This is a genomic window from Ruegeria sp. YTSC002 (assembly GCF_059609845.1).
The window spans coordinates 80,224-99,383 of sequence record NZ_JBXWML010000010.1; the positions used below are offsets into that span (position 1 = coordinate 80,224).

General features: G+C 58.3%; 21 protein-coding genes, 1 tRNA gene, 1 pseudogene and 1 riboswitch. Of the genes and pseudogenes, 14 read left to right on the forward strand and 9 right to left on the reverse strand.

Going from position 1 to position 19,160, the window contains the following annotated elements:
• Positions 1-38: 38 nt before the first annotated feature.
• On the reverse strand, positions 39-1,457 hold the full coding sequence (locus AC2FFD_RS17305; protein WP_496873666.1) for a TolC family outer membrane protein: 1,419 nt from the start codon (positions 1,455-1,457) through the stop codon (positions 39-41).
• Between the two features lie 94 nt (positions 1,458-1,551).
• Positions 1,552-2,205, reverse strand: a complete 654-nt coding sequence (locus AC2FFD_RS17310; protein ID WP_170346475.1) for a protein-L-isoaspartate O-methyltransferase family protein — start codon at positions 2,203-2,205, stop codon at positions 1,552-1,554.
• Positions 2,206-2,430: 225 nt separating this feature from the next.
• Between AC2FFD_RS17310 and AC2FFD_RS17315 the strand changes: the two genes are divergently transcribed.
• Both AC2FFD_RS17315 and AC2FFD_RS17320 read left to right on the forward strand, forming a co-directional pair.
• A tRNA-Cys gene (locus AC2FFD_RS17315) sits at positions 2,431-2,504 on the forward strand.
• Between the two features lie 83 nt (positions 2,505-2,587).
• Positions 2,588-3,128 (forward strand): annotated as a pseudogene (locus tag AC2FFD_RS17320) (DUF6650 family protein).
• A gap of 57 nt (positions 3,129-3,185) precedes the next feature.
• Here the strand turns inward: AC2FFD_RS17320 and AC2FFD_RS17325 are convergent.
• From AC2FFD_RS17325 to AC2FFD_RS17345, 5 genes are all read right to left on the reverse strand, one after another.
• On the reverse strand, positions 3,186-4,565 hold the full coding sequence (locus AC2FFD_RS17325) for a Do family serine endopeptidase (protein WP_496873667.1): 1,380 nt from the start codon (positions 4,563-4,565) through the stop codon (positions 3,186-3,188).
• 64 nt (positions 4,566-4,629) lie between these two features.
• Positions 4,630-5,556: a YfdX family protein gene (locus tag AC2FFD_RS17330; protein WP_496873668.1), complete on the reverse strand. Its 927-nt coding sequence runs from the start codon at positions 5,554-5,556 to the stop codon at positions 4,630-4,632.
• A gap of 72 nt (positions 5,557-5,628) precedes the next feature.
• Positions 5,629-6,120 carry an Hsp20/alpha crystallin family protein gene (locus AC2FFD_RS17335; RefSeq protein ID WP_496873669.1) on the reverse strand — a complete coding sequence of 164 codons (492 nt, stop codon included), beginning with the start codon at positions 6,118-6,120 and terminating at the stop codon, positions 5,629-5,631.
• Positions 6,121-6,140: 20 nt separating this feature from the next.
• Entirely contained in the window at positions 6,141-6,539 is a 399-nt protein-coding gene (locus AC2FFD_RS17340; protein WP_496873670.1) for an Hsp20/alpha crystallin family protein, read from the reverse strand.
• A gap of 15 nt (positions 6,540-6,554) precedes the next feature.
• Entirely contained in the window at positions 6,555-6,983 is a 429-nt protein-coding gene (locus tag AC2FFD_RS17345; RefSeq protein WP_496873671.1) for an Hsp20/alpha crystallin family protein, read from the reverse strand.
• A gap of 1,142 nt (positions 6,984-8,125) precedes the next feature.
• Between AC2FFD_RS17345 and AC2FFD_RS17350 the strand changes: the two genes are divergently transcribed.
• The 4 genes from AC2FFD_RS17350 to AC2FFD_RS17365 are packed head-to-tail and all read left to right on the forward strand — an operon-like array spanning position 8,126 to position 11,439.
• Entirely contained in the window at positions 8,126-9,280 is a 1,155-nt protein-coding gene (locus AC2FFD_RS17350; protein WP_496873672.1) for a hypothetical protein, read from the forward strand.
• 25 nt (positions 9,281-9,305) lie between these two features.
• Positions 9,306-9,632 carry a hypothetical protein gene (locus AC2FFD_RS17355; protein WP_496873673.1) on the forward strand — a complete coding sequence of 109 codons (327 nt, stop codon included), beginning with the start codon at positions 9,306-9,308 and terminating at the stop codon, positions 9,630-9,632.
• 23 nt (positions 9,633-9,655) lie between these two features.
• Positions 9,656-10,249 carry an NADH dehydrogenase ubiquinone Fe-S protein 4 gene (locus tag AC2FFD_RS17360; protein ID WP_496873674.1) on the forward strand — a complete coding sequence of 198 codons (594 nt, stop codon included), beginning with the start codon at positions 9,656-9,658 and terminating at the stop codon, positions 10,247-10,249.
• On the forward strand, positions 10,207-11,439 hold the full coding sequence (locus AC2FFD_RS17365; RefSeq protein WP_496873675.1) for an Aq_097 family APC-type transporter: 1,233 nt from the start codon (positions 10,207-10,209) through the stop codon (positions 11,437-11,439). The genes AC2FFD_RS17360 and AC2FFD_RS17365 overlap by 43 nt, the downstream gene beginning before the upstream one ends.
• A 219-nt stretch (positions 11,440-11,658) precedes the next feature.
• Here the strand turns inward: AC2FFD_RS17365 and AC2FFD_RS17370 are convergent, their stop codons facing one another.
• Complete coding sequence (locus AC2FFD_RS17370; protein WP_496873719.1) at positions 11,659-11,844, reverse strand: hypothetical protein; 186 nt, start codon at positions 11,842-11,844, stop codon at positions 11,659-11,661.
• A complete protein-coding gene (locus tag AC2FFD_RS17375) occupies positions 11,822-12,250 on the reverse strand; it encodes a MerR family transcriptional regulator (RefSeq protein WP_496873676.1) in 429 nt (142 codons plus the stop codon). Before AC2FFD_RS17375 ends, AC2FFD_RS17370 begins: the two co-directional genes overlap by 23 nt.
• Before the next feature lie 74 nt (positions 12,251-12,324).
• Between AC2FFD_RS17375 and AC2FFD_RS17380 the strand changes: the two genes are divergently transcribed.
• From AC2FFD_RS17380 to cobW, 8 genes are all read left to right on the forward strand, one after another.
• The gene (locus AC2FFD_RS17380) at positions 12,325-12,729 is read left to right on the forward strand and encodes a mercuric transporter MerT family protein (protein ID WP_496873677.1); all 405 of its coding nucleotides are present in this window, start codon (positions 12,325-12,327) and stop codon (positions 12,727-12,729) included.
• Between the two features lie 11 nt (positions 12,730-12,740).
• Positions 12,741-13,037 (forward strand): heavy-metal-associated domain-containing protein, encoded by a 297-nt coding sequence (locus tag AC2FFD_RS17385; RefSeq protein ID WP_496873678.1) that lies wholly within the window; start codon positions 12,741-12,743, stop codon positions 13,035-13,037.
• Positions 13,038-13,046: 9 nt separating this feature from the next.
• Complete coding sequence (locus AC2FFD_RS17390) at positions 13,047-13,301, forward strand: hypothetical protein (RefSeq protein ID WP_425077959.1); 255 nt, start codon at positions 13,047-13,049, stop codon at positions 13,299-13,301.
• The gene (gene merF / locus AC2FFD_RS17395; RefSeq protein ID WP_425077958.1) at positions 13,298-13,507 is read left to right on the forward strand and encodes a mercury resistance system transport protein MerF; all 210 of its coding nucleotides are present in this window, start codon (positions 13,298-13,300) and stop codon (positions 13,505-13,507) included. The genes AC2FFD_RS17390 and merF overlap by 4 nt, the downstream gene beginning before the upstream one ends.
• Before the next feature lie 11 nt (positions 13,508-13,518).
• Positions 13,519-14,952, forward strand: a complete 1,434-nt coding sequence (gene merA, locus AC2FFD_RS17400; RefSeq protein ID WP_496873679.1) for a mercury(II) reductase — start codon at positions 13,519-13,521, stop codon at positions 14,950-14,952.
• Positions 14,953-15,341: 389 nt separating this feature from the next.
• Positions 15,342-17,198, forward strand: a complete 1,857-nt coding sequence (locus AC2FFD_RS17405; RefSeq protein ID WP_496873716.1) for an SLC13 family permease — start codon at positions 15,342-15,344, stop codon at positions 17,196-17,198.
• A gap of 226 nt (positions 17,199-17,424) precedes the next feature.
• A riboswitch (cobalamin riboswitch) is annotated at positions 17,425-17,631 on the forward strand.
• Between the two features lie 92 nt (positions 17,632-17,723).
• Positions 17,724-18,098 carry a DUF1636 family protein gene (locus AC2FFD_RS17410; protein ID WP_170347195.1) on the forward strand — a complete coding sequence of 125 codons (375 nt, stop codon included), beginning with the start codon at positions 17,724-17,726 and terminating at the stop codon, positions 18,096-18,098.
• 1 nt (position 18,099) lies between these two features.
• Positions 18,100-19,155, forward strand: a complete 1,056-nt coding sequence (cobW, locus tag AC2FFD_RS17415) for a cobalamin biosynthesis protein CobW (RefSeq protein ID WP_496873680.1) — start codon at positions 18,100-18,102, stop codon at positions 19,153-19,155.
• The last annotated feature ends 5 nt before the right edge of the window (positions 19,156-19,160 follow it).

A 19,160-nucleotide genomic window follows, 5' to 3' on the forward strand; every position in this document is an offset into this window, starting at 1 on the left:
CCAAACAATCCGAGCCCTACAACAAATAGTATTGCCGGTTAATCCCGACGCAACGCTTTGAGGACTCGATCCAGATCCTTGCTCTGTTTGCTGACACGCGCGGGGGCTTTCTTGACCAGGTTGTAATACAAAGTCGGGTCATAGATCTGAACCGCCAGGCCCAGACGTTCCGCCGTCAAAAGGCCCTGCGCCTGCAACAGCTGAAACGCTGCGCGGGATCGTTCCGTGCGGGATGCCACTTCTGCCAACTGCGCGTCCAGCAAATCCTGCTGAGCATTCAGAACATCCAAGGTGGTCCGGGCACCCAAGGTCGCTTCTTCCCGGATGCCGTCAAATGCGACTTGCGAGGCGCGAACCCGTTCCGTAGATGCCCTGAGGCTGGCACTGGCCGCCTGAAAAGCCGCATACCGGTCCGTTACACCCTGCGTGATGTTCTTCTGTACATTGAGTAGGTTCGCACGAGACGCATCCCGGTTTGCCATAGCGCGCCGCACATTGGCGGCCAACCGGCCACCGGCGTAAATCGGCTGTGTAAAGTCCAGCGAAACGGTTGCGTCATTCACATAGTCGTTGTTGTCATAGCTTTCCCGCACGCCCGCATCCGCGTTCAGGCTGACATTCGGCCCAAGGTTGGCCCGCTGTTGCTGCACAATCAGATCAAAGGCCCGGACCTGATGCTGCGCCGCCAGAATCGCCGGGTGGTTGCGTTGCGCGAGGCTGATCGCCTCTGCCTCGCTCCGCGGCAGATTGGGCAGACTTGGTTGACCAGCCGTCCGCCCTGGCGCCTTGCCAACCGCGTTGACATATTCAGCTTGCGCAATGCTCAATTCACCGCGTGCAACCGCAAGATCCGCCTGCGAGCTTGCCAACTGCGCCTCGGAAAGCGCAACGTCCGTGCGCGTCACTTCGCCGACTTCGAAGCGGTCATTCGATGCGCGAAGTTCTTCCGCCGAAACATCCACGTTGTTCTGGCGAATTGCGACTGTTTCTTCCTGAAGCAGCACGCCTAGGTAAGCATTCACAGCGCGGATAAGCACCTGTTGTTCAATATCGATCAGGGTTTGCCGTGTCGACAGAACCGTTTCCTGCGCCGATTGCTTGCCCAGAACCGAGGCACCACCATCATACAGAAGCTGGGTCAGCCCCAGCCCGGTAAAAAATCGGGATGGCTCGGTCGTCGTGACCACATTGTTGGTCCGAGACCGGGTATAGTCCTGGCTGACCTGCACGGTCCAGTTGATGATCGGCCGCAATGCGGCAAGCGCGATCGCCACGTCTTCATCTGCCGCGCGCAGAAGCGCCCGGTTCTGCTCCAGCAAGCCGCTTGTGTTGTAAGCGCCGATGAAGGCGTCTGTTATGTTGTCAGCCCACGCCGGACGCCCTGGCATAACGCTGATGGCAAGTCCTGCGGTCACTGCGAATGCCTTGACCAGCTTGCCTGTCGCTGAACCACGCATACCGAAATCCTCTCAAACGAAATTACACTGCCCTGAAGGCAGTTTGCGGTCTTCTTTTCAACTAATCAAGGCGCCAGCCGAATCTATCGGCGAACTATAGCGAAAATGCACACTCCGCCGAAAAGCTCTCTAGTATCGGTGCACTGGCGTTGAAGGCATCCCGCCAGCTGACCCGGCCTCCGGTCTTTCGACCGATCCGCACGGTCCCAAGATTTCCTTCAACAAACAGGCAGGCGATCCGGCCATGTTCCTTGAGCTGATCCAAAAGAGCATCGGGAACCCGTTCAACACCGCCCTGCACCATGATCGCATCGTAAGGACCGTGTTCAGCCGCACCCTGGTCCAAAGGACCGACGTGGATGATGGCGTTGTCCACATCCGCCTCAGCCAACAGGCTTTGCGCCTCGGACGCCAGCGAGTCGTCGCTTTCCACACCAACAACCAACTGGGCCATACGCGCGGCAACCGCAGTGGAATACCCTGTCGCCGGAGCGATATCGAGAATCATCTCGTCGTTCGAAATGTTGAGCGCATCCAGCATTTTAGCGAGCGTTCTCGGCTCGAGCATACAGCGCCCGTTGCCCAGATCGATCACAGTGTCGGCATAGGCCGCCTCACGCTGTGCGTCAGGTACGAAGTTTTCGCGCGGGACATTCAGCATCGCCTCAATGATCGGGAACTTTGTAACATCCGAAGGTCGGATTTGCGTATCAACCATAGTGCGGCGCCGGGCAGCGAAATCTGTCATAGGATCTCTCGAGTCATTCCCAAAGTTAACCGGCTTGTGCCACATCCTGAACCGCCCAGCAACGGCCCTGTTGACGCAACCCCCCTGCGCCTGAGCGTTTTCGGTTGCGGGCTTCGGCAAATTTCAATCTCGTCGTCAAAATTGCGCGCAATCCTCTGGACGCCCCTTGGGAAAGCTGCTAAAAACCCACGCACACCACGGCAAGTATTTGATATTACTTGAAAAGGCGAGTTGGCGGAGTGGTGACGCAGCGGATTGCAAATCCGTGTACACCGGTTCGATTCCGGTACTCGCCTCCAATACATCCACTGACTTGCGGTTCAACAAGCATTCCCGGGCACATCCCAGACATCAAAATCCGTCCCGAAAGTTGGACCAAGTGATGAAGTTTAGGAAAGTGTTATCACGAGCCAATGGTCTTAGCAGCCCGATTTTCGGGGTCTCCTGGAATCCGCCGGAACGTCAGATCGAAGTGGCTAAGCGGGTGATCGTCTACCTCGAAGACCGCAGAGTTCTATATGTTCCAGGTGAAATGGAAGTTCCGTCGCTACTTGACTGAGGAGTTGCAAGGGCTGGATGGCGACAGCGAACTAGCTGAAGGCATCCGCGCTTTGAGGGCGGCTTGTAGAAAATTTCAGAACACAGTTGAGCGCGACGAAGCGTTACGCGCGCATGGTGCCAGCGCGGGACATTGGGCAAGTTGGGTGTTCAATGGAGCGGTAGGAGAGTTGCGCGGCGTGTTCGGTGTTCATATTGCTCGGATGGCCGCGTCATTTGGATTGGACGTTGAGGACGACTTGGCGACCATTTTGCCCGAGGCCACGTCTGACGACTGGGTCGGCAATATTGCTTTGCCAACAACCGAGAGCCAGGACAACGTGGCATCATCGGGGGTGGCGCGAACGGTTGGAGCCAACCCATAAGGAAGGCCCGAACGCTTTTGAAAGCGTTCGGGCCCCTTGCTTTTGTCAGGCCGCTGATCACGACCTCAGCACGATCAGCATCGTTCGTCCGTCGCGCCAGATCGTCAGGGCGACGGCGCCGGGGGCGTCTTCGAGCGCCCGATCGATCTCGCGGATCGTATCGACCGGCTGCCGGTTCACCGCGGTGATCACGTCACCGGCTTCAAGGCCGGCACGCGCCGCACGACTTGTGGCGGCGACCTCGTCCACGACGACGCCATCGACCTCGCCCCACGCGGGGTGAGCACGGTCAAGCGCGGACAGACGGACACCCGCCAAGGCGTCGTGCGCCCCCTGATCGCGAGCGGCAATCCGCCATCCGCCACCATCAGCAAGGCTGACTTGCGTGGTTTTGCGATCACCATCGCGCAGATAGACGATTTCGACCTCGTCGCCCGGACGGCGCAAACCGATCTTTTGACGCAGATCCGATGAACCCTCGACTGTTTCGTCGTCGACGGCCACGATCACATCCCCCGCGGTAAGACCCGCCTGATCCGCCGGTGTGTCAGGTTCAACGGAAATCACGATTGCACCGGTCAACTCATCAACGGCAAGCGCCTCGGCAAGATCGGGTGTCAAATCCTGGATCGTGACACCAAGCCGACCCCGCTGAACCTCGCCGAACTCGATCAGTTGGTCCATGATACCGAGGGCCATGTTGACCGGCACGGCAAACCCGATCCCGACATTGCCGCCACCGTTAGGCGCAATGATCGCCGTATTGATGCCGACCAGTTTGCCGTCCAGCGTGATCAGCGCACCACCGGAATTGCCTGGGTTGATCGAGGCGTCTGTCTGGATGAAGTCCTCATAGCCTTCTGGGTTGATTCCAGACCGGCCAAGCGCTGACACGATCCCGCTTGTCACGGTTTGACCCAGACCGAACGGGTTGCCGATCGCCACGACAAAATCGCCAACCAGAAGGTCTTCGGAATTGCCAAGGGGCACGTCTTTCAAATCGTCGGCGTCGATCCGCAGGACCGCGATATCCGTTGCCGGGTCGCGCCCTATCAGTTCAGCTTCAAGGCTTCGGTTGTCACGCAGCGTGACCCGGATATCCTCGGCGTTCTCAATTACATGATTGTTGGTCAGGATATACCCTTCTTCAGCGTCCACGATCACGCCCGATCCTGCGCTCATCTGCCTTTGTGGCGGCATTTGCTCCAACGGAGGCAGGAAGGGTTGAAAGAACGGGTCGCGCAACAGCGGCGTCATCTGCGCAGGCCGTTCAGACGTCACGGCGATGTTGACGACCGCATCGTCCACGGCGTCAATCACGGGGGCGATGGTTGGAATGCCGCGCGCATCCGCCCCCACGGAAGCCAGCTGAGCCATCGCGGGTGCCGACAAGCCAGCCGCCAGTACGAGCACGAAAACTTTAAGAGATTTCAACATGGTTCAAGTCTCCGGATTCGGTCCCGCCGAGTAGTACCCGGCTGGGCACCTCACTGTTTGCATGTCAATTGAAGATGCGTTCGCGCAACTGGTCGAATCGGCCAGAGATGGCGTCCAGAATACCGCCGGTATCCTTTTGCGCCTCGATCTGTTCCTCGAGCGCGTCGAGGTCGTCATGGATATCTTCGAAGTCGCGTTCGCGCCCATAACCCAGCGCCTCGGCTATCTCGAGTTCCTGCCGCGCGGCCCGCACATAGTCGCTGGGCGTCAGGTCGGCATGGGCGTCATCGCCGTCTTTCTCAGCTTCGCCTTGCAGGATGTCTTCTGCGGCCTCAATCATGGCCTCTGCACGCAGCGGTGGCAGAGGAACGGCCGTTTCCTCGATGACCTGCGTACCCAAGGCCGTGTTCAGAACGGTCAACGCCTCTTCGGTTTTGCCATCGTCAAGCAGCGCCGTGGCCTCGAGAATAGCATCAGGATAGGTGGCCAGAGGCAGGCTTGTCGTTTGAATCACCACTTCCGATGCGAAGTTGCTCAGCAGCCTGCGCGCCTTCTGGAACTCACCATCGTCGACAAGATCCTCGATCCGGTTTCCGGTATCCTTGATGGATTGAAGCGACCCGAGGACATCGTAGGTGATGTAATTGACATCCACCGGCGCCAAGGCCAGACCGGGTTCACGAGCGACCACCGTTTCAAGCTTGCCGGTTGCCGCCGCAAGAGCAGCCAAGGCGGCTTCGGTGTCGCCTTCTTCAATTGCCGTGATCGCCCGGTGCGTTTCATCCAGTGCGCTGATGGCTTCTTCGATAAGAGCCGTCCGCTTGTCAGAGAGTTGGGCGTCGGTCTCATCGGTGACGCTGTCTTCGACCTGCGTGCGTCCTTCAAGATCAAAAGCTGCTTCGGGATCTGCGGTGTCCTGTGCCCAAGAGACGGAGCTCATGGCCATAACCGCTGCCAGAGCTGTACTGGCGAGAATAGATTTTCTGGTCATTTTTGTCTCCTTTCTTCTGCATGGGGTTTGGTGATGCCCGGCGGCCCGAGTGCCGCCGGGCTGTTCTTGAAGTCAGGCCTTTTTGACCTCGATCTGTTTGACCTTGGCCTTGGCTTCGGGCGTTTGCGGCAACTTGATGGTCAGCACACCATTCTTGAAGCTGGCATCGGCCTTTTCGCCATCCACCCCCGGTGGCAGCGGGATCGTGCGGTAGATCGCGCCATAGCTGCGCTCGGAGAGGTAATAGCCCTTCTTCTCCTCTTGCCGTTCGATCCGTTTCTCGCCCTTCACCGTCAGCATGTCCTCAGTGACCGAGACCTCGATGTCCTTCATGTCCATGCCGGGCAGTTCGATCGAGACTTCGATTGTGTCATTGGTTTCGACCACGTCGGATTTGGCTTCGCCGTGGCCCCAGGGCCAGTCGAAATCGCCAAAGCGGTTCTGGAAGCCCTCGAAAACCCGGTTCATCTCGTGTTGAAGGGCGGCAATCGGGTTGTGCTCTTCCGATTTTGGCTCGGGCGCATGGTCCTTGCGCGCCCATGGGATCAGGTCCTTGATTTGCATAGGTCTTCTCCTTTTGTTGATCAAACGCCTTTCACTGCGATCTTCTTGGGCTGGGCCTCGGCTGCGCGCGGCAGCGTCAGTGTCAGCACACCGTTGACAACCGATGCGTCGATCTTGTCGGGGTCGAAATCGTCTGACAGGGTAAAGCTGCGTTCGAAATCGCCTTCGCCATATTCCGCATAGGCCAGTTGCAGCGTTTCGGGCGCGGTCGGTTGTACCTTGCCGCGGATCGTGAGCACGCGTTTTTCCAGCGTGACGTCCACGTTTTTGGCGGCCACCCCCGGCATCTCGAGCATCAGCGTCACGCCATCGGGCGTCTCCATGATGTCCGCCAGTGGCCGGTAGATACGAGCACCGCTGGTGGTTTCCGGCGCTTCGGTCGGGGTTTTTTCGGCGGTTTGAGTGACTTCATTGGTCATTGTCTCATCCTCCTCTTATGCGGCCTTGATTTCGATTTTCTTCGGCTTGTCCTCTTCGGGTCGCCCGATCACGACATGCAGAACGCCGTCGGCCATCCTGGCCTCGACATTGTCTTCGGTGGCCGCGAACGGCAGCTTGATGGAGCGTGTGAACTTGCCGTAGCCACGCTCGCTGCGATGCCACTTCGCACCTTCGGGCAAGGTTGGCACCTTGCGTTCCCCCGACAATGTAAGGACGTTGTTTTTGACCGAGATGTCGATGTCCGCAGCGTCAACACCGGGCAGTTCCGCAGTGATCGCGATGGCGTCATCACCCTGCCAGACGTTCACGGCCGGAAAAACGGATTGTGCCGTCCGGTTCGGTATGAAGCGATCAACATCGCGCATCATGGAACGCATGAGCGCAAACGGATCGTTACGACGGATATAGGATGGGTAGTACATGTCTCGCCTCCTTCGCTTCCAATCGATGACGTGACGAAGGTCACGCCGGATCGAAACGCCCACGGAGGACGGCCATGAGAAAAGGGACGCCGTGCCAAGCGGCGGTCGGTGTCAATCGCGTTGCCCAATCGTTCCCGTACAGGCGAACGAGCGGCGGTCCGCTGTCTCAGCCGAACCTTTTCTGCGTATCCGTGAAACCCCAAACTGGGCGTTTCGAGTCATAGAAAGGGAAGGTTTTTTTTCAACTTCAAGAGCCCGACAGGAAAAAATTTTCAGGCAAAAATTTCTCGGGCAAAAACCGGACCGTCCGGCACTTCGGGCCGCATCGGAAACGGCCGCACGAACGAAAGCTTGGCTTGCCCACCGTCAAGGGGCCTGGGGCGCATGCTACCTTGATTGGGGGAGTTGTACTGATCAGAGAGGGACTGGAAATACCGCAGCGGTGCAGAACCATGTTCGAGTCAGCCGAGCCGCCAGACCAGGCCAAAGGCTTGATGGCGCGAAATTCATCCTGCGCCAACGCGTTGGAATCATGAAGAACAACTGCGGTCACAGCGTCAATCTGAGACGCGTGAAAATCAAAGCCCGGTATTGACAGAACCCTTCTTCATTCACACATCTCGGGCGCAAGCCATATGCTATCAATTCCTACACTGGCAGAAGGTATGCTTACCGATGATGCACAAGACGGATGATCTGGTCAGCACTCTGTTTCACGACCTTGCAGACTTGATCCGAAATTGGATCTGCGCTGCCACTTTCGGCCTGAATTTGGCGCATGTACGCTGCGACGTCTCAACCGGGCCGAACTTGAAACAGCGCTGGCCCGCGAACTGCCGGCCGGGTTTGTCGCGGGCGGTGACCGGGTCGAAGTGACTTGGTCGGCGGACGCACAGAAGACCGCCCAACGCACGATAGCCCGAGAACGCCCGAGAGGGCGCCTGACACGACCGCGCAAAAGCCCGAAAGGCGAAGCGGTTGACGCCGAGCCGAAGGCGAACAGCGACGGTGAGGTCGTATTGAACGCCGACGACGACGCTGTGACGTCAGTTTGGAAGAAAAACCGGATTGGGTGCGGATTCGCCCTCAGTCCGCACACCTGGCAAAGCCACTGGAATCACCCGTGATTGATGGAGTGTGCGATGAAGATCAAAATCAGATACGACAACCTGCAAGAAGCGGACCGCAACTGTGCCGAGGATGAAATCGGCAGAATCCGTGATGCGGTTGCACGCGTTTTGCCGCGAATGGAACCAGGCCTTCAACGCCTCGAAGGTCATATCCGCAAGGCCGCGAAAGGCCACCGCTATGCCGTAAGCCTGCGCCTGCATCTGCCGTCCGCAACCCTGGTTTTCAGGAAAGAGACAACCGACTTTGCCGCCCTGCTGGCAGAGTCTCGCGAAGCCTTGATACGACAGGTTCGCAGGCATCTGGCCCATTTGCGCCACTTCCATACATGGCGCAGACAGGTGCGCCGGGACATCCTGGCCAAACACAAGGCGATCGAAGAGGACACGCAACGTCGCGAGCACCGCGACCTCTTCTTTGAAATGATCGAGCACCATCTTGACCTTGTTTGGAACTACGCATCGCGCGAGCTGGCCTATCGCGAAGCAAACGGGGACCTTCCGGCAGGTGCGTTGTCCTTGCAGGATGCGGTCGATGCCATTCTGCTCAACGGGGTGGAAGCGTTTGAAAAACGCCCGCCGAATATGGGCATAAAGGACTGGCTGCTTCAACTGAGCATTCGGACGCTGGATGCTCAATCGCGTCAAATCAGGAATACCAAGTTGGCGGACGCCGTCGCTCTGGATGACAATCCTCCGTCATCCTCAACAGACCCGACGGAAGCAGACCAGGAATTCTACGAATTCTTTCAACCCGACGACGCGCCGACGCTTGAAACCCTGATCCCGTATCCCGAAACGGGATCAACCGAGGATCACTACGCCGAGCGTGAAACGGCACTTGCCTTGCACGCTGCGGTCGCCGAACTGCCGTCACTCTGGCGTCATGCGCTGGCCCTGGTGCACATCGACGAGTTGCCGGAAGACGTCGTGGTTGAAATCCTGGGAATCTCACCGGTGGAACTCACCGACATTCTTGTGGATGCCCGGCGCTACCTCAAGGCGCGCCTGGCGGATCGGCCGGATGCGAATAAGCTGCAAAGCGACACGGCCCTGGACGCGGCACTTCGCGGGAACAGTTTAAGGGAACCGAACGCAGATGCTCAGCACCTGATTGCGTCCCGATATCGCGGGACTTGCACGACAAGCTCCAACCCGCAAGCTGTTTGATGGCACTTCAAAAAGAGGCACGGCAATGACTGACGCCGCTCTGACTGAAGCACGTCAAAACTGTTCGCTTTCGAAGAACCGGATGGCCTTTCCATGGCGAGGGATTATCGCTTGGGTTCTTGCCGTCCTTGCACGGCTGATGCCAGCCCAAGGCGTACTGTTCCTGACGGTCCTGTTCGGGTGCGCCCTCATATGGATCTTGTTCTCAACACCTGTCGGCAGCGTTCTGGCCCTGGGCTGGTTGCCTGGAACCCACGCAGCGATCTTTGGTGCCGCCATGATCCTTCTGGCGTTGAAACCGGGGATCCTTGATACATCGGATGACGCGCCCGGCGCCGCAGTTTCGGCCTGATGGACGAAAAGGGAATGATTGTGATGACAGGACAGCATTGGCACAACCGACCGCCATTTGACCCCAGGATACCGGGCACCGATCTGCGCTGGAAAGAGGTGCCGAGGGTCCGGATCTACCGGCCCGCGAAATCGGCGACACAATCGGCGCCACGCAAACACGACTGGATTCTCGAGTTCGAACCGTTTCGCGCAAAAGCATTGGACTCACTGACGGAATCGACACTCGGCAGGGATCCGTTCCGGCAAATCCGGTTGACCTTCCCAGACCGTGAAAGCGCAATTGCCCATGCCGAGAACAACGATTGGCGCTATGACCTGCGTGATGATCCGGCCACCAGACGCAGCCTCGGGCCTCGGCGGTTCTGGTGGGAGGAGGTTCCGGCCAGCAAGGGGTCCGATGCGCCCGGCTCGTGGAGCATCGACACCGGGCGCCACCCAAAGAGCGCGCACAGGCTCTTTCGTGGCGTGGACGCACCCGGCACGTTCGACGCTTCTGGTGGCACACTCAACGGCCCCATGGACCCCGTGCCAAAGACAAGTCTCGCGTCCTTTCCCGCCTCGGACGCGCCCGAGTGGACCGGTACGACACCGGCAACCGGGGCGTCCAAACCGTGATTGATCTGGCTGTCGTCTCCGTCGTTTTACTTGTCACTGCGGCACTCGTTCACCCCAGGGTCAGCAAATCGATCGGGTGGCGTGCGATCGTCACGCCGCTCGCGTCAATCATCGGAAGCGGGTTTCTGGTCATCGGCCCCATACTCGACACGTCTTTTGGTTACCTTGCGCCGGTGGCGATGGCCCTTCTGTGTGTGGTCGCATACGCCTTTGGCGCCGCCATTCGCCGCAACATACTGCGTCTAGAGCAGACCCCGGATCGTTCCCGGGCCGAGAACATCCTTGATGCGTCCGCTTCGTGGGTTCTGGCAGGTGCATATACAATCTCGGTCGCTTATTATCTCAACCTGCTGGGCGCGTTCTCGGTAAGCTTGACGCCTTATGACGAGCCCAACGCAGCGCGTCTGATCACGACCGCAACATTGATCCTTATTGCCTATGTTGGATGGACACGCGGCTTTGCAGCCCTTGAGGGGATGGAAAAGTTCACCGTCACTTTGAAACTGGCGATCATCGCCGGGCTTCTGGTCGGGCTTGGCGTCCATTTCGGACGGACCGCAGCAGCAGGCGAACTTCTGATCAACACGCCTCTGACGACTGGTTGGTCAGGCCTGGCGTTGCTTTTCGGTCTGATCGTCACGGTTCAGGGGTTTGAAACATCCCGATACCTGGGCAAGGAGTACGACGCAGCAACCCGCGTCGCGTCCATGAAACGGGCCCAGTGGATCGCAACCGCAATCTACATGATCTATATCGGGATGCTGAGCTATGTGTTCGCCGCCGGGACGATACCGTTCAGCGAGACCGCAATAATCGACCTGATGCAGATCGTCGCACCGATCCTTCCGGCCCTGCTTGTTGGGGCCGCAATTGCCGCGCAGTTCAGTGCGGCGGTAGCCGATACCGCCGGGTCAGGTGGTCTTCTGTCAGAGCTGACCAGAAACCGGATCACCGCACGAGCAGGATATATTTTGCTTGCAGGCGTCGGTGTGGCCCTGACATGGACAGCGAACGTGTTCGAGATCATCACAATCGCGTCGCGCGCCTTCGCCTTGTACTATGCCATACAGGCGGCCATCGCGGCTTTGGGTTGTTGGAAGCGCGAACAAAACACCAAGGCGATCTGCTTTTTGGGATTGGCTGTCCTGGGGCTTGTCATCGTGGTCGCCGGGACACCTGTTGCGGTGTGAATTGCTTGGGGCATCCAGCTTCGCTCCGGCCCCGGCACGGCACACAATGCGGAAACGGCAGACAGGCAACCGTGCCCGCCCCGCCCGGCTCATGCGTTATGTTTACCGCCGGCTGAGATTCGAACCTTGCCCAAGATCGGTCAGCGCTGTGCGCATCCCAAAGCAATGCAGGGAAAGCCTACCTTGCCGCAGTGTCAGGGCGAGGTTTCTTCATTCGCTTCACTCTCTGGTCCGCAACAAGCGCATCATAGGCTTGGAACAGGCGGCGATCGCACCGCAATTTGCGACCAGTTCGACGGTAAGCGGACTGTCTTTGGACCAGCCATCTTCAATCAAAGCGCAGGACCGAACAATCGGTCGCTCAACGCCCGTTCCGGTGAACTCATCCTGTTTCAGAAACGTCAAAAAGCGTATCCAGGATCGGACAGTCGGGAACATCACCTCGGCTGCATTCTGCCGCCATCGCTTCCAGCGCGTCCTCCAACCGATGCAGGGCCTGTATCTTCTCTTTGACCGACGCGAGGTGATTGACCGTCATGGAGTGAACCTCGCCACATGTAAAGTCGCGTCGATCCACCATTTCCAGCAGTGCGCGGATTTCTTCGATGCTGAATCCGATGTCCCGTGAACGCTTGATGAAAGACAGGCGCTTGAGCTGGTCGTGGTTGTATTGCCGGTTGCCCCCCGCCGTTCTGTCGGGTTTCGGCATGATCCCAATGCGTTCGTAATATCTGATCGTTTCAATATTGACGCCTGTGTGCTTCGACATCGCGCCTATTGGATAGCCTCGCGCGTTCGTGAACTCAGCCATCGAAAAACCCTCTTGCTTCTGTAGCTGCTACAGATCCTATCTTGCATCTCGAAACTTGAAAAGCGGGTTCTCGAATGACTGATGCACTTGATGTCGATCTCAAACAGGTCGGCCCCGAAACGAAAAAGGCGCGCATGATTGCGGCTGGCGGTGTTCTTGGCGCCCTTGCGGCGTCAACCTGCTGCGTCGTTCCCCTGATCCTGTTCAGCCTTGGTATCTCCGGCGCGTGGATCGGCAATTTGACCGCGCTCGAGCCCTACAAGCCGATCTTCATTGCAGTCACACTTGGCTTCCTCGGCTACGGCTTCTGGATGGTTTATCGCAAACCCAGGGCCTGCGCAGAAGGCGAAGCCTGCGCGCGCCCTCTCCCCAATCGGCTGGTGAAATCCGCGCTTTGGGTATCGACAGTTCTCATCATGATTGCGTTGTTCTGGAATTGGATCGCGCCGATCGTCGCCCCCATTCTTCTTGGTCTGTGAAAGGAACCAAAATGAAACTTTACACGCCTGTCTTGACCCTCGTCGGCCTGTTGACCGCGGCTCCAGTACTTGCAGCAGAGCAAACCGTGACATTTTCGGTGCCTGGTATGCATTGCCCCAGTTGCCCCTTTATCGTTGAATCGGCAATGGGCAGCGTCGAAGGCGTCACACAGGTGACGGCGAATTCTGACACGTTGACGGCGGAAGTCGTCTTTGATGATGCCGTTGCGAGTGTTGAGGACATTGAATTTGCATCAGCCGCGGCCGGGTATGAAGCCCAGCTTGTCACCGCTCCGTCCGATTCCTGATCGCAGCCCATGAAGGACAGATCCGCAGGTGGCATTCTTGCCTTCATCGTTGCAGCCCCGGTGATCGTGATTTGCTGTGGCGGACATGCCGCCGTGGTGATGTCCCTGCTGAGCGGAGCAATCGGAACGGCGACCGGCCTTGATGTTCTTACTACCCTGCTGATCGCCGTTGGAACTGGCGTGGTCGTTCTTTCGGTTCGAACAATCCTTCGAAGCCGCCGGGATCATGACGCCGAAGATCGAAATGCCAAGGAAACCTCGTGACCAACAAACTTCTCAAAACGGGTATCATCGGCACTGTCATCGCCGCACTTTGCTGCTTTACACCCTTGCTGGTTGGTCTTCTCGGCATCGTCGGTCTGTCCGCTGTCGCTGGATATCTTGACTACGTTTTCATGCCTGCCCTCGCGATATTCATTCTGATTACAATCTACGCGCTGATCCGTCGCGCGCGAAACACGACTTCCTGAAAGGCCATTCCATGTCTGACTGTTGCAAACCCGAAAAATCCGGCTCTGACCGGTTTGACCTTGTCGTCATCGGCGCAGGGTCTGCCGGTTTTTCTGCCGCCATCACGGCTGCGGAAGAAGGCGCGCGTGTCGCGCTGGTCGGATATGACACGATTGGCGGCACATGTGTGAACGTCGGTTGTGTCCCGTCCAAGGCCATGATCCGCGCGGTCGAAACGCTGCACGTTGCGAAAGCGGCCCGCCGCTTTGACGGGGTGGAAGCATCCGCCAAAATCTCTGACTGGAAGGCGCTGATTGCTCAGAAACAAGCCCTGGTAGATGATCTTCGGGCTGCAAAATACGTCGATGTGCTGCCAAACTATGAGGCTGTGACTTACATTGAAGGTCAGGCAGTGTTTCAGGAAAATGGTTCCATTCAGGTTGGCGACCGCAACCTGAAAACCGCGAAAGTCATCATTGCAACCGGATCAACTCAGCACGTGCCCGACATTCCCGGCCTGGCCGAGATCGAATGGCTGGACAGCACGTCCGCCTTGCAGCTCGATAAACGGCCCGCGTCCCTGATGGTTATGGGTGGGGGTTACATCGGTGTCGAGATTGCACAGGTCTTTGCACGCGCCGGTGCGGACGTCACGATTGTATCACGCAGGGGGCTGTTGCCCGAAGCCGAACCCGAGATCAGTGCGGCACTCACCGACGCCTTCACAGCGGAAGGCATCACGGTGCTTGATGGCCTGTCCTACGACCGGTTGGAAGCCATGGATGGCGTAGTTCGGTTGCACGCCACCCGAAACGGCCAGCCGGTGACAGTGGATGCAGAAAAACTGATGCTGGCGACAGGGCGCGTCCCGAACACCGGATCCCTCGCGCTTGATGTCGCAGGGATTGCGACGGACGAAAGAGGCGGAGTAATCGTCGATCCTGCGATGAACAGTTCCCGCGAGGGTGTATATGCCGCTGGTGACGTAACCGGCAATGATCAGTTCGTCTATATGGCTGCCTATGGCGCAAAGCTGGCGGCAAAGAATGCCATGAACGGAAACTCGCTGAGCTATGACAATAGCGTCATGCCTTCTGTGGTCTTTTCAGATCCTCAAGTCGCCAGCGTCGGTGCAACTGAAGCGCAGGCTGCTGCTCAGGGCCATGACGTCATCACATCCGTATTGGGCCTGGAGCACGTCCCACGCGCGCTTGCGGCCCGCGATACGCGCGGCCTGATCAAGCTGGTGGCGGACAAACAAAGCAAGAAACTGCTTGGTGCCCATATCATCGCGCCCGAAGGATCAGACACAATCCAGACCGCTGCGATGGCTCTGAAAATGGGTATGACCTACGACGACTTGGGTGACATGATCTTTCCATACCTCACGACGGTCGAGGGCCTGAAACTGGCCGCGCAGACATTTGAGAAAGACGTTGGCAAGCTGTCCTGCTGCGCGGGCTGACAGCCGCTTTTGCTCGCAGCTCTGGTCTTGTTCGGGCAACCGCAAAAGACCCTTGGGCAAGTCGTGTGCTGCGGGCTTTCACATTTCCGGATCGTCTGTTGTCCGGGTCGTGTTTCAACCCCTTCCGTTTGCTCTGCTTCGACCATGTGAGGACTGCACCTCTCATGCCAGGTTCGGGGGCTGCCTCATGCGAATTGGCAAACGCCTCTATCTGACAGGTTCGTCAAACAAGGTCTTTACCATTACTCAAACCGCTATTCCTTGAGAAATATAATGTCCCCAGGCGATCGAAAAACGAAACTTCATGACAAGCAGGGAAGGATGAACTAGGAATCTAACAAAGAAAAAGTTCTGGACGTATTGTGGAACACATTGCCTTTACCTTCGAGATGGGGGTCGTTTGCACCCTTCTGGCTTTCACCGTTTTCTTGTTCGTTTCCGAGATCATCAGGATCGACCTTTCCGCCATATTGGTTCTGGTTCTCATAGGTTTGCTCAGCTACGCGCCCGGGCTGGGAAATCTGGCGGATGTCACCCTTCTGTTCGACGGCTTCGCATCCAATGCCGTAATCTCGATCATAGCGGTCATGATCGTCGGGGCTGGTCTGGACAAGACGGGGATCATGAACAAGGTGGCTGCCGTCATCCTCAAATACGGCGGCAAATCGGAAGGCAGGGTCGTTCCCATCATCTCCGGAACCGTTGGCGTCATTTCCTCGTTCATGCAGAATGTCGGCGCCGCTGCTCTGTTTCTTCCCGTTGTCAGCCGAATATCTTCACGGTCAGGTATACCGCTGTCGCGCCTGCTGATGCCGATGGGATTCTGCGCCATTCTGGGCGGCACAATGACAATGGTCGGGTCGTCTCCTCTTATCCTGCTGAACGATCTGATCCTGACGGCAAATGACAGTCTGCCGACCTCTCAGAAAATGGAGCCCTTCGGCCTGTTTTCGGTCACGCCGATCGGTGCGGTTCTGATCCTGACCGGAATTGGTTACTTTTTGCTGTTGGGACGCTGGGTTTTGCCCGAGGCTGAAGAGCCTGACAATACGGGTACCGGACAAGGGACACAGGAATACCTGCAAAGGGTCTATGGCCTCAAAGCCGATGTGTTCGAAGTCGTGGTGCCCGAGGACAGCCCCCTGGTCGGCGAGATTCTGGCCGACATCAACCACGAAAACCACCTGTACATCATTTCCACCTTCTATCGCGGCAAAACCTCGATGGTTCAGGTTTTGACAGCGGAAATTGCAGCGCCGTGTCGGCTGGCCATCGTCGGCCGCCGTTGGGAGGTCGAGAAATTCGCCGAGAAATACGGGCTGACCGTTCTTCCCGACTTGGACGTTTTCGTCGAAGAGTTCGCCCCAACCAATGCAGGCGTGGCCGAGGTGGTCATCACGCCCGACAGCAAGCTGATCGGCAAATGCCCCCGCGAGCTTTTGTTTCGCAAGACCTACGGGATGTCACTGCTGGCCATTCACCGCGGCGAAGAGACGCTGAGCCATGTCGAGACCGAGGATCACGAATCCACTCAGATCGGGCTCGAAAAGTTTCAGGCGGGCGACATGCTCGTGGCGCATACCAGATGGGACAACCTAATGCGGATCAAACGAGATCCGGATTTCGTCGTTGTGACAACGGACTTTCCACAGGACGAGCTGAGGCCGCAAAAAGTCGGCTGGGCCCTGGCATTTTTCGCCATTTCGCTGTCATTGATCCTGTTCACGGATGTCCGGCTTTCACTCTGTCTTCTTACCGGCGCGGTGGGCATGATGTTGACCCGTGTGCTCAGCGTGGATGAGGCATACCGCGCGGTCGGCTGGAACACCGTATTCCTGCTCGCCTGCCTTATACCGTTGGGACAAGCCGTACAGAACACAGGCACCGCTGCGTGGATCGCCCAGCAGATCATGATAATTCTGGACGGCTGGCCGATCTGGTCGCTGCAAACCGGCATCGCCATTCTGGCGACGGCCTTTTCTTTGGTCATGTCAAATGTGGGGGCCACGGTTCTGCTGGTGCCTCTGGCGGTATCGATTGCGATAGCGGCTGGCGGGAATCCGGCCGTCTTTGCCCTGACCGTCGCCATTTCAACATCGAACAGCTTCATCATCCCAACCCATCAGGTAAATGCCTTGATCATGGGGCCGGCAGGATACAAGGTGATGGATTTCGTGCGGTCCGGAGGGATCATGACTGTGCTGTTTCTGGTCGTCTCGCTGCTCATGATCAACGTCATTTATTAGCGCGAGAGGATCCGGGGTATTAGGTGGTCTTTTCCCATCATCGGGACAGGTTCCCTTGAGCCACCCGCTCACCACAGTGTACGACCCTAGCAGAGATACCGTTGGTCGCCGGGCTCATCTCAAGCTGAACCCCGCACGACATGCCGCCCATCGACGCCCACAGGTCGCTTTCTACTCCTCTGCATCATTGTTGCGCGCGACTCGCTTGACAAGCAGGCCAGCGGTGCCGCATGTCCCTTTCGTTGGTGTCGGTGACAGCCGATGAAAAGGGAATGCGTCAACGGTCATGCCGCCAAACGCAGCCGCCCCCGCGACCGTGAACGGAGAGGATGCCCAATGCCACTGGCCCAAAGGCCGGGAAGGCGGGACATCCGACAGAGGCCCGCCTCTGGCATCCGCAAGCCGGGAGACCTGCCAACAACCGAAGTTGAAACCGGGCGGGGTGTTCCGGTGTCGGGTCCGTGACCAATCGTGGCCCGCATGAAACCCCGTCCCCCGCGAAGAGGATTTGGGGGGATGAGAGACATGACCGAGACCACACCAGTCGAGCTGCTGGTCTGTACCACCTGCCGTCGCGGCCTGCCTGTCGAAGATGACGCGCAACGCCCGGGCGCTTTGTTGCACAAGGCCCTGGAACAGGCGGACCTGCCCGACGGTGTCACCCTGAAAGCCGTTGAATGCCTGTCAAACTGCGATCAAGGCTGTTCGATCGTATTGCGCGGCGGGCCGGGCCGCTGGACCTTCGTGTACGAAAACCTGAGCGAAACAGATCATGTCGACGTCATTGTCGACGGTGCGACCAAGTATCTGGCCACTGAAGATGGCTTGGTGAAATGGCGCGAACGCCCCGAACATTTTCGCAAGAACTGTGCCTCGCGCATTCCCCCGATTGGAGCCTGACATGTCGAACCTCGAAAAACTCCCCGTCACAGTGATCACCGGCTTTCTTGGCTCGGGCAAAACCACTTTGGTGCGTCACCTGATGCAGAACCCGCAGGGCAAGCGCCTTGCTGTCGTGGTCAACGAGTTCGGCGATGTAGGCGTCGATGGCGACATCCTGAAATCCTGCGCCATCCCGGATTGCCCGGCGGAAAACATCATGGAACTGGCCAATGGCTGCATCTGCTGCACCGTGGCAGATGACTTCATTCCCACCATCGAGGCCCTGATGGCGCTGGAGCCGCGACCGGATCACATCCTGATCGAAACCTCGGGACTGGCGCTTCCCAAACCGTTGCTCAAGGCGTTCGACTGGCCCGATATCCGTTCCAAGATCACCGTGGACGGCGTTATTGCTCTGGCCGATGCCGAGGCCGTGGCCGCCGGTCGTTTCGCGCCCAATGTCGAAGCGGTGGACGCCCAGCGCATGGCCGATGACTCGATCGACCACGAAACGCCCCTGTCCGAAGTGTTCGAGGATCAGATCTCGTGCGCCGACATCATCCTGCTGACCAAGCCCGACCTCGCCGGCCCCGAAGGCGTGGCGAAGGCGCGCGAGATCATCGCCGCCGAGGCGCCGCGCCCCCTGCCCGTGGTCGAAGTGGCCGAAGGTGCCGTGGACGTTCGCGTCGTGTTGGGTCTGGAAGCCGCCGCCGAGGATGACATGGACGCCCGGCCCTCGCATCACGACGGCCACCATGATCACGAGCATGACGATTTCGAAAGCATCATCGTCGAGTTGCCCGAGCAAGCCGATCCGACCCAACTGGTGGCCAATATCGAGCGTCTGGCGAACGAGCTGAACATCCTGCGGGTCAAAGGGTATGCTGCCGTTCAGGGCAAACCCATGCGCCTGCTGGTTCAGGCGGTCGGTGCGCGGGTACGGCACCAGTATGACCGTCCGTGGGAACCCGGCGAAGAACGCCGTTCGCGTCTGGTCGTCATCGCCGAGCATGACGATATCAAAGAAGCGGAAATCCGCGAAATCCTCGTGGGTGTGCGTGAGGCTGCCGAGTAAGACCC

Excerpts from the sequence above, each read along its gene's own strand:
- AC2FFD_RS17305 (WP_496873666.1), bottom strand. The coding sequence starts at position 1,457 with ATGCGTGGTTCAGCGACAGGCAAGCTGGTCAAGGCATTCGCAGTGACC.
- AC2FFD_RS17310 (WP_170346475.1), bottom strand. The coding sequence starts at position 2,205 with ATGACAGATTTCGCTGCCCGGCGCCGCACTATGGTTGATACGCAAATC.
- AC2FFD_RS17325 (WP_496873667.1), bottom strand. The coding sequence starts at position 4,565 with ATGTTGAAATCTCTTAAAGTTTTCGTGCTCGTACTGGCGGCTGGCTTG.
- AC2FFD_RS17330 (WP_496873668.1), bottom strand. The coding sequence starts at position 5,556 with ATGACCAGAAAATCTATTCTCGCCAGTACAGCTCTGGCAGCGGTTATG.
- AC2FFD_RS17335 (WP_496873669.1), bottom strand. The coding sequence starts at position 6,120 with ATGCAAATCAAGGACCTGATCCCATGGGCGCGCAAGGACCATGCGCCC.
- AC2FFD_RS17340 (WP_496873670.1), bottom strand. The coding sequence starts at position 6,539 with ATGACCAATGAAGTCACTCAAACCGCCGAAAAAACCCCGACCGAAGCG.
- AC2FFD_RS17345 (WP_496873671.1), bottom strand. The coding sequence starts at position 6,983 with ATGTACTACCCATCCTATATCCGTCGTAACGATCCGTTTGCGCTCATG.
- AC2FFD_RS17350 (WP_496873672.1), top strand. The coding sequence starts at position 8,126 with ATGAAGATCAAAATCAGATACGACAACCTGCAAGAAGCGGACCGCAAC.
- AC2FFD_RS17355 (WP_496873673.1), top strand. The coding sequence starts at position 9,306 with ATGACTGACGCCGCTCTGACTGAAGCACGTCAAAACTGTTCGCTTTCG.
- AC2FFD_RS17360 (WP_496873674.1), top strand. The coding sequence starts at position 9,656 with ATGACAGGACAGCATTGGCACAACCGACCGCCATTTGACCCCAGGATA.
- AC2FFD_RS17375 (WP_496873676.1), bottom strand. The coding sequence starts at position 12,250 with ATGGCTGAGTTCACGAACGCGCGAGGCTATCCAATAGGCGCGATGTCG.
- AC2FFD_RS17380 (WP_496873677.1), top strand. The coding sequence starts at position 12,325 with ATGACTGATGCACTTGATGTCGATCTCAAACAGGTCGGCCCCGAAACG.
- AC2FFD_RS17385 (WP_496873678.1), top strand. The coding sequence starts at position 12,741 with ATGAAACTTTACACGCCTGTCTTGACCCTCGTCGGCCTGTTGACCGCG.
- AC2FFD_RS17390 (WP_425077959.1), top strand. The coding sequence starts at position 13,047 with ATGAAGGACAGATCCGCAGGTGGCATTCTTGCCTTCATCGTTGCAGCC.
- merA (WP_496873679.1), top strand. The coding sequence starts at position 13,519 with ATGTCTGACTGTTGCAAACCCGAAAAATCCGGCTCTGACCGGTTTGAC.
- AC2FFD_RS17405 (WP_496873716.1), top strand. The coding sequence starts at position 15,342 with ATGGGGGTCGTTTGCACCCTTCTGGCTTTCACCGTTTTCTTGTTCGTT.
- AC2FFD_RS17410 (WP_170347195.1), top strand. The coding sequence starts at position 17,724 with ATGACCGAGACCACACCAGTCGAGCTGCTGGTCTGTACCACCTGCCGT.
- cobW (WP_496873680.1), top strand. The coding sequence starts at position 18,100 with ATGTCGAACCTCGAAAAACTCCCCGTCACAGTGATCACCGGCTTTCTT.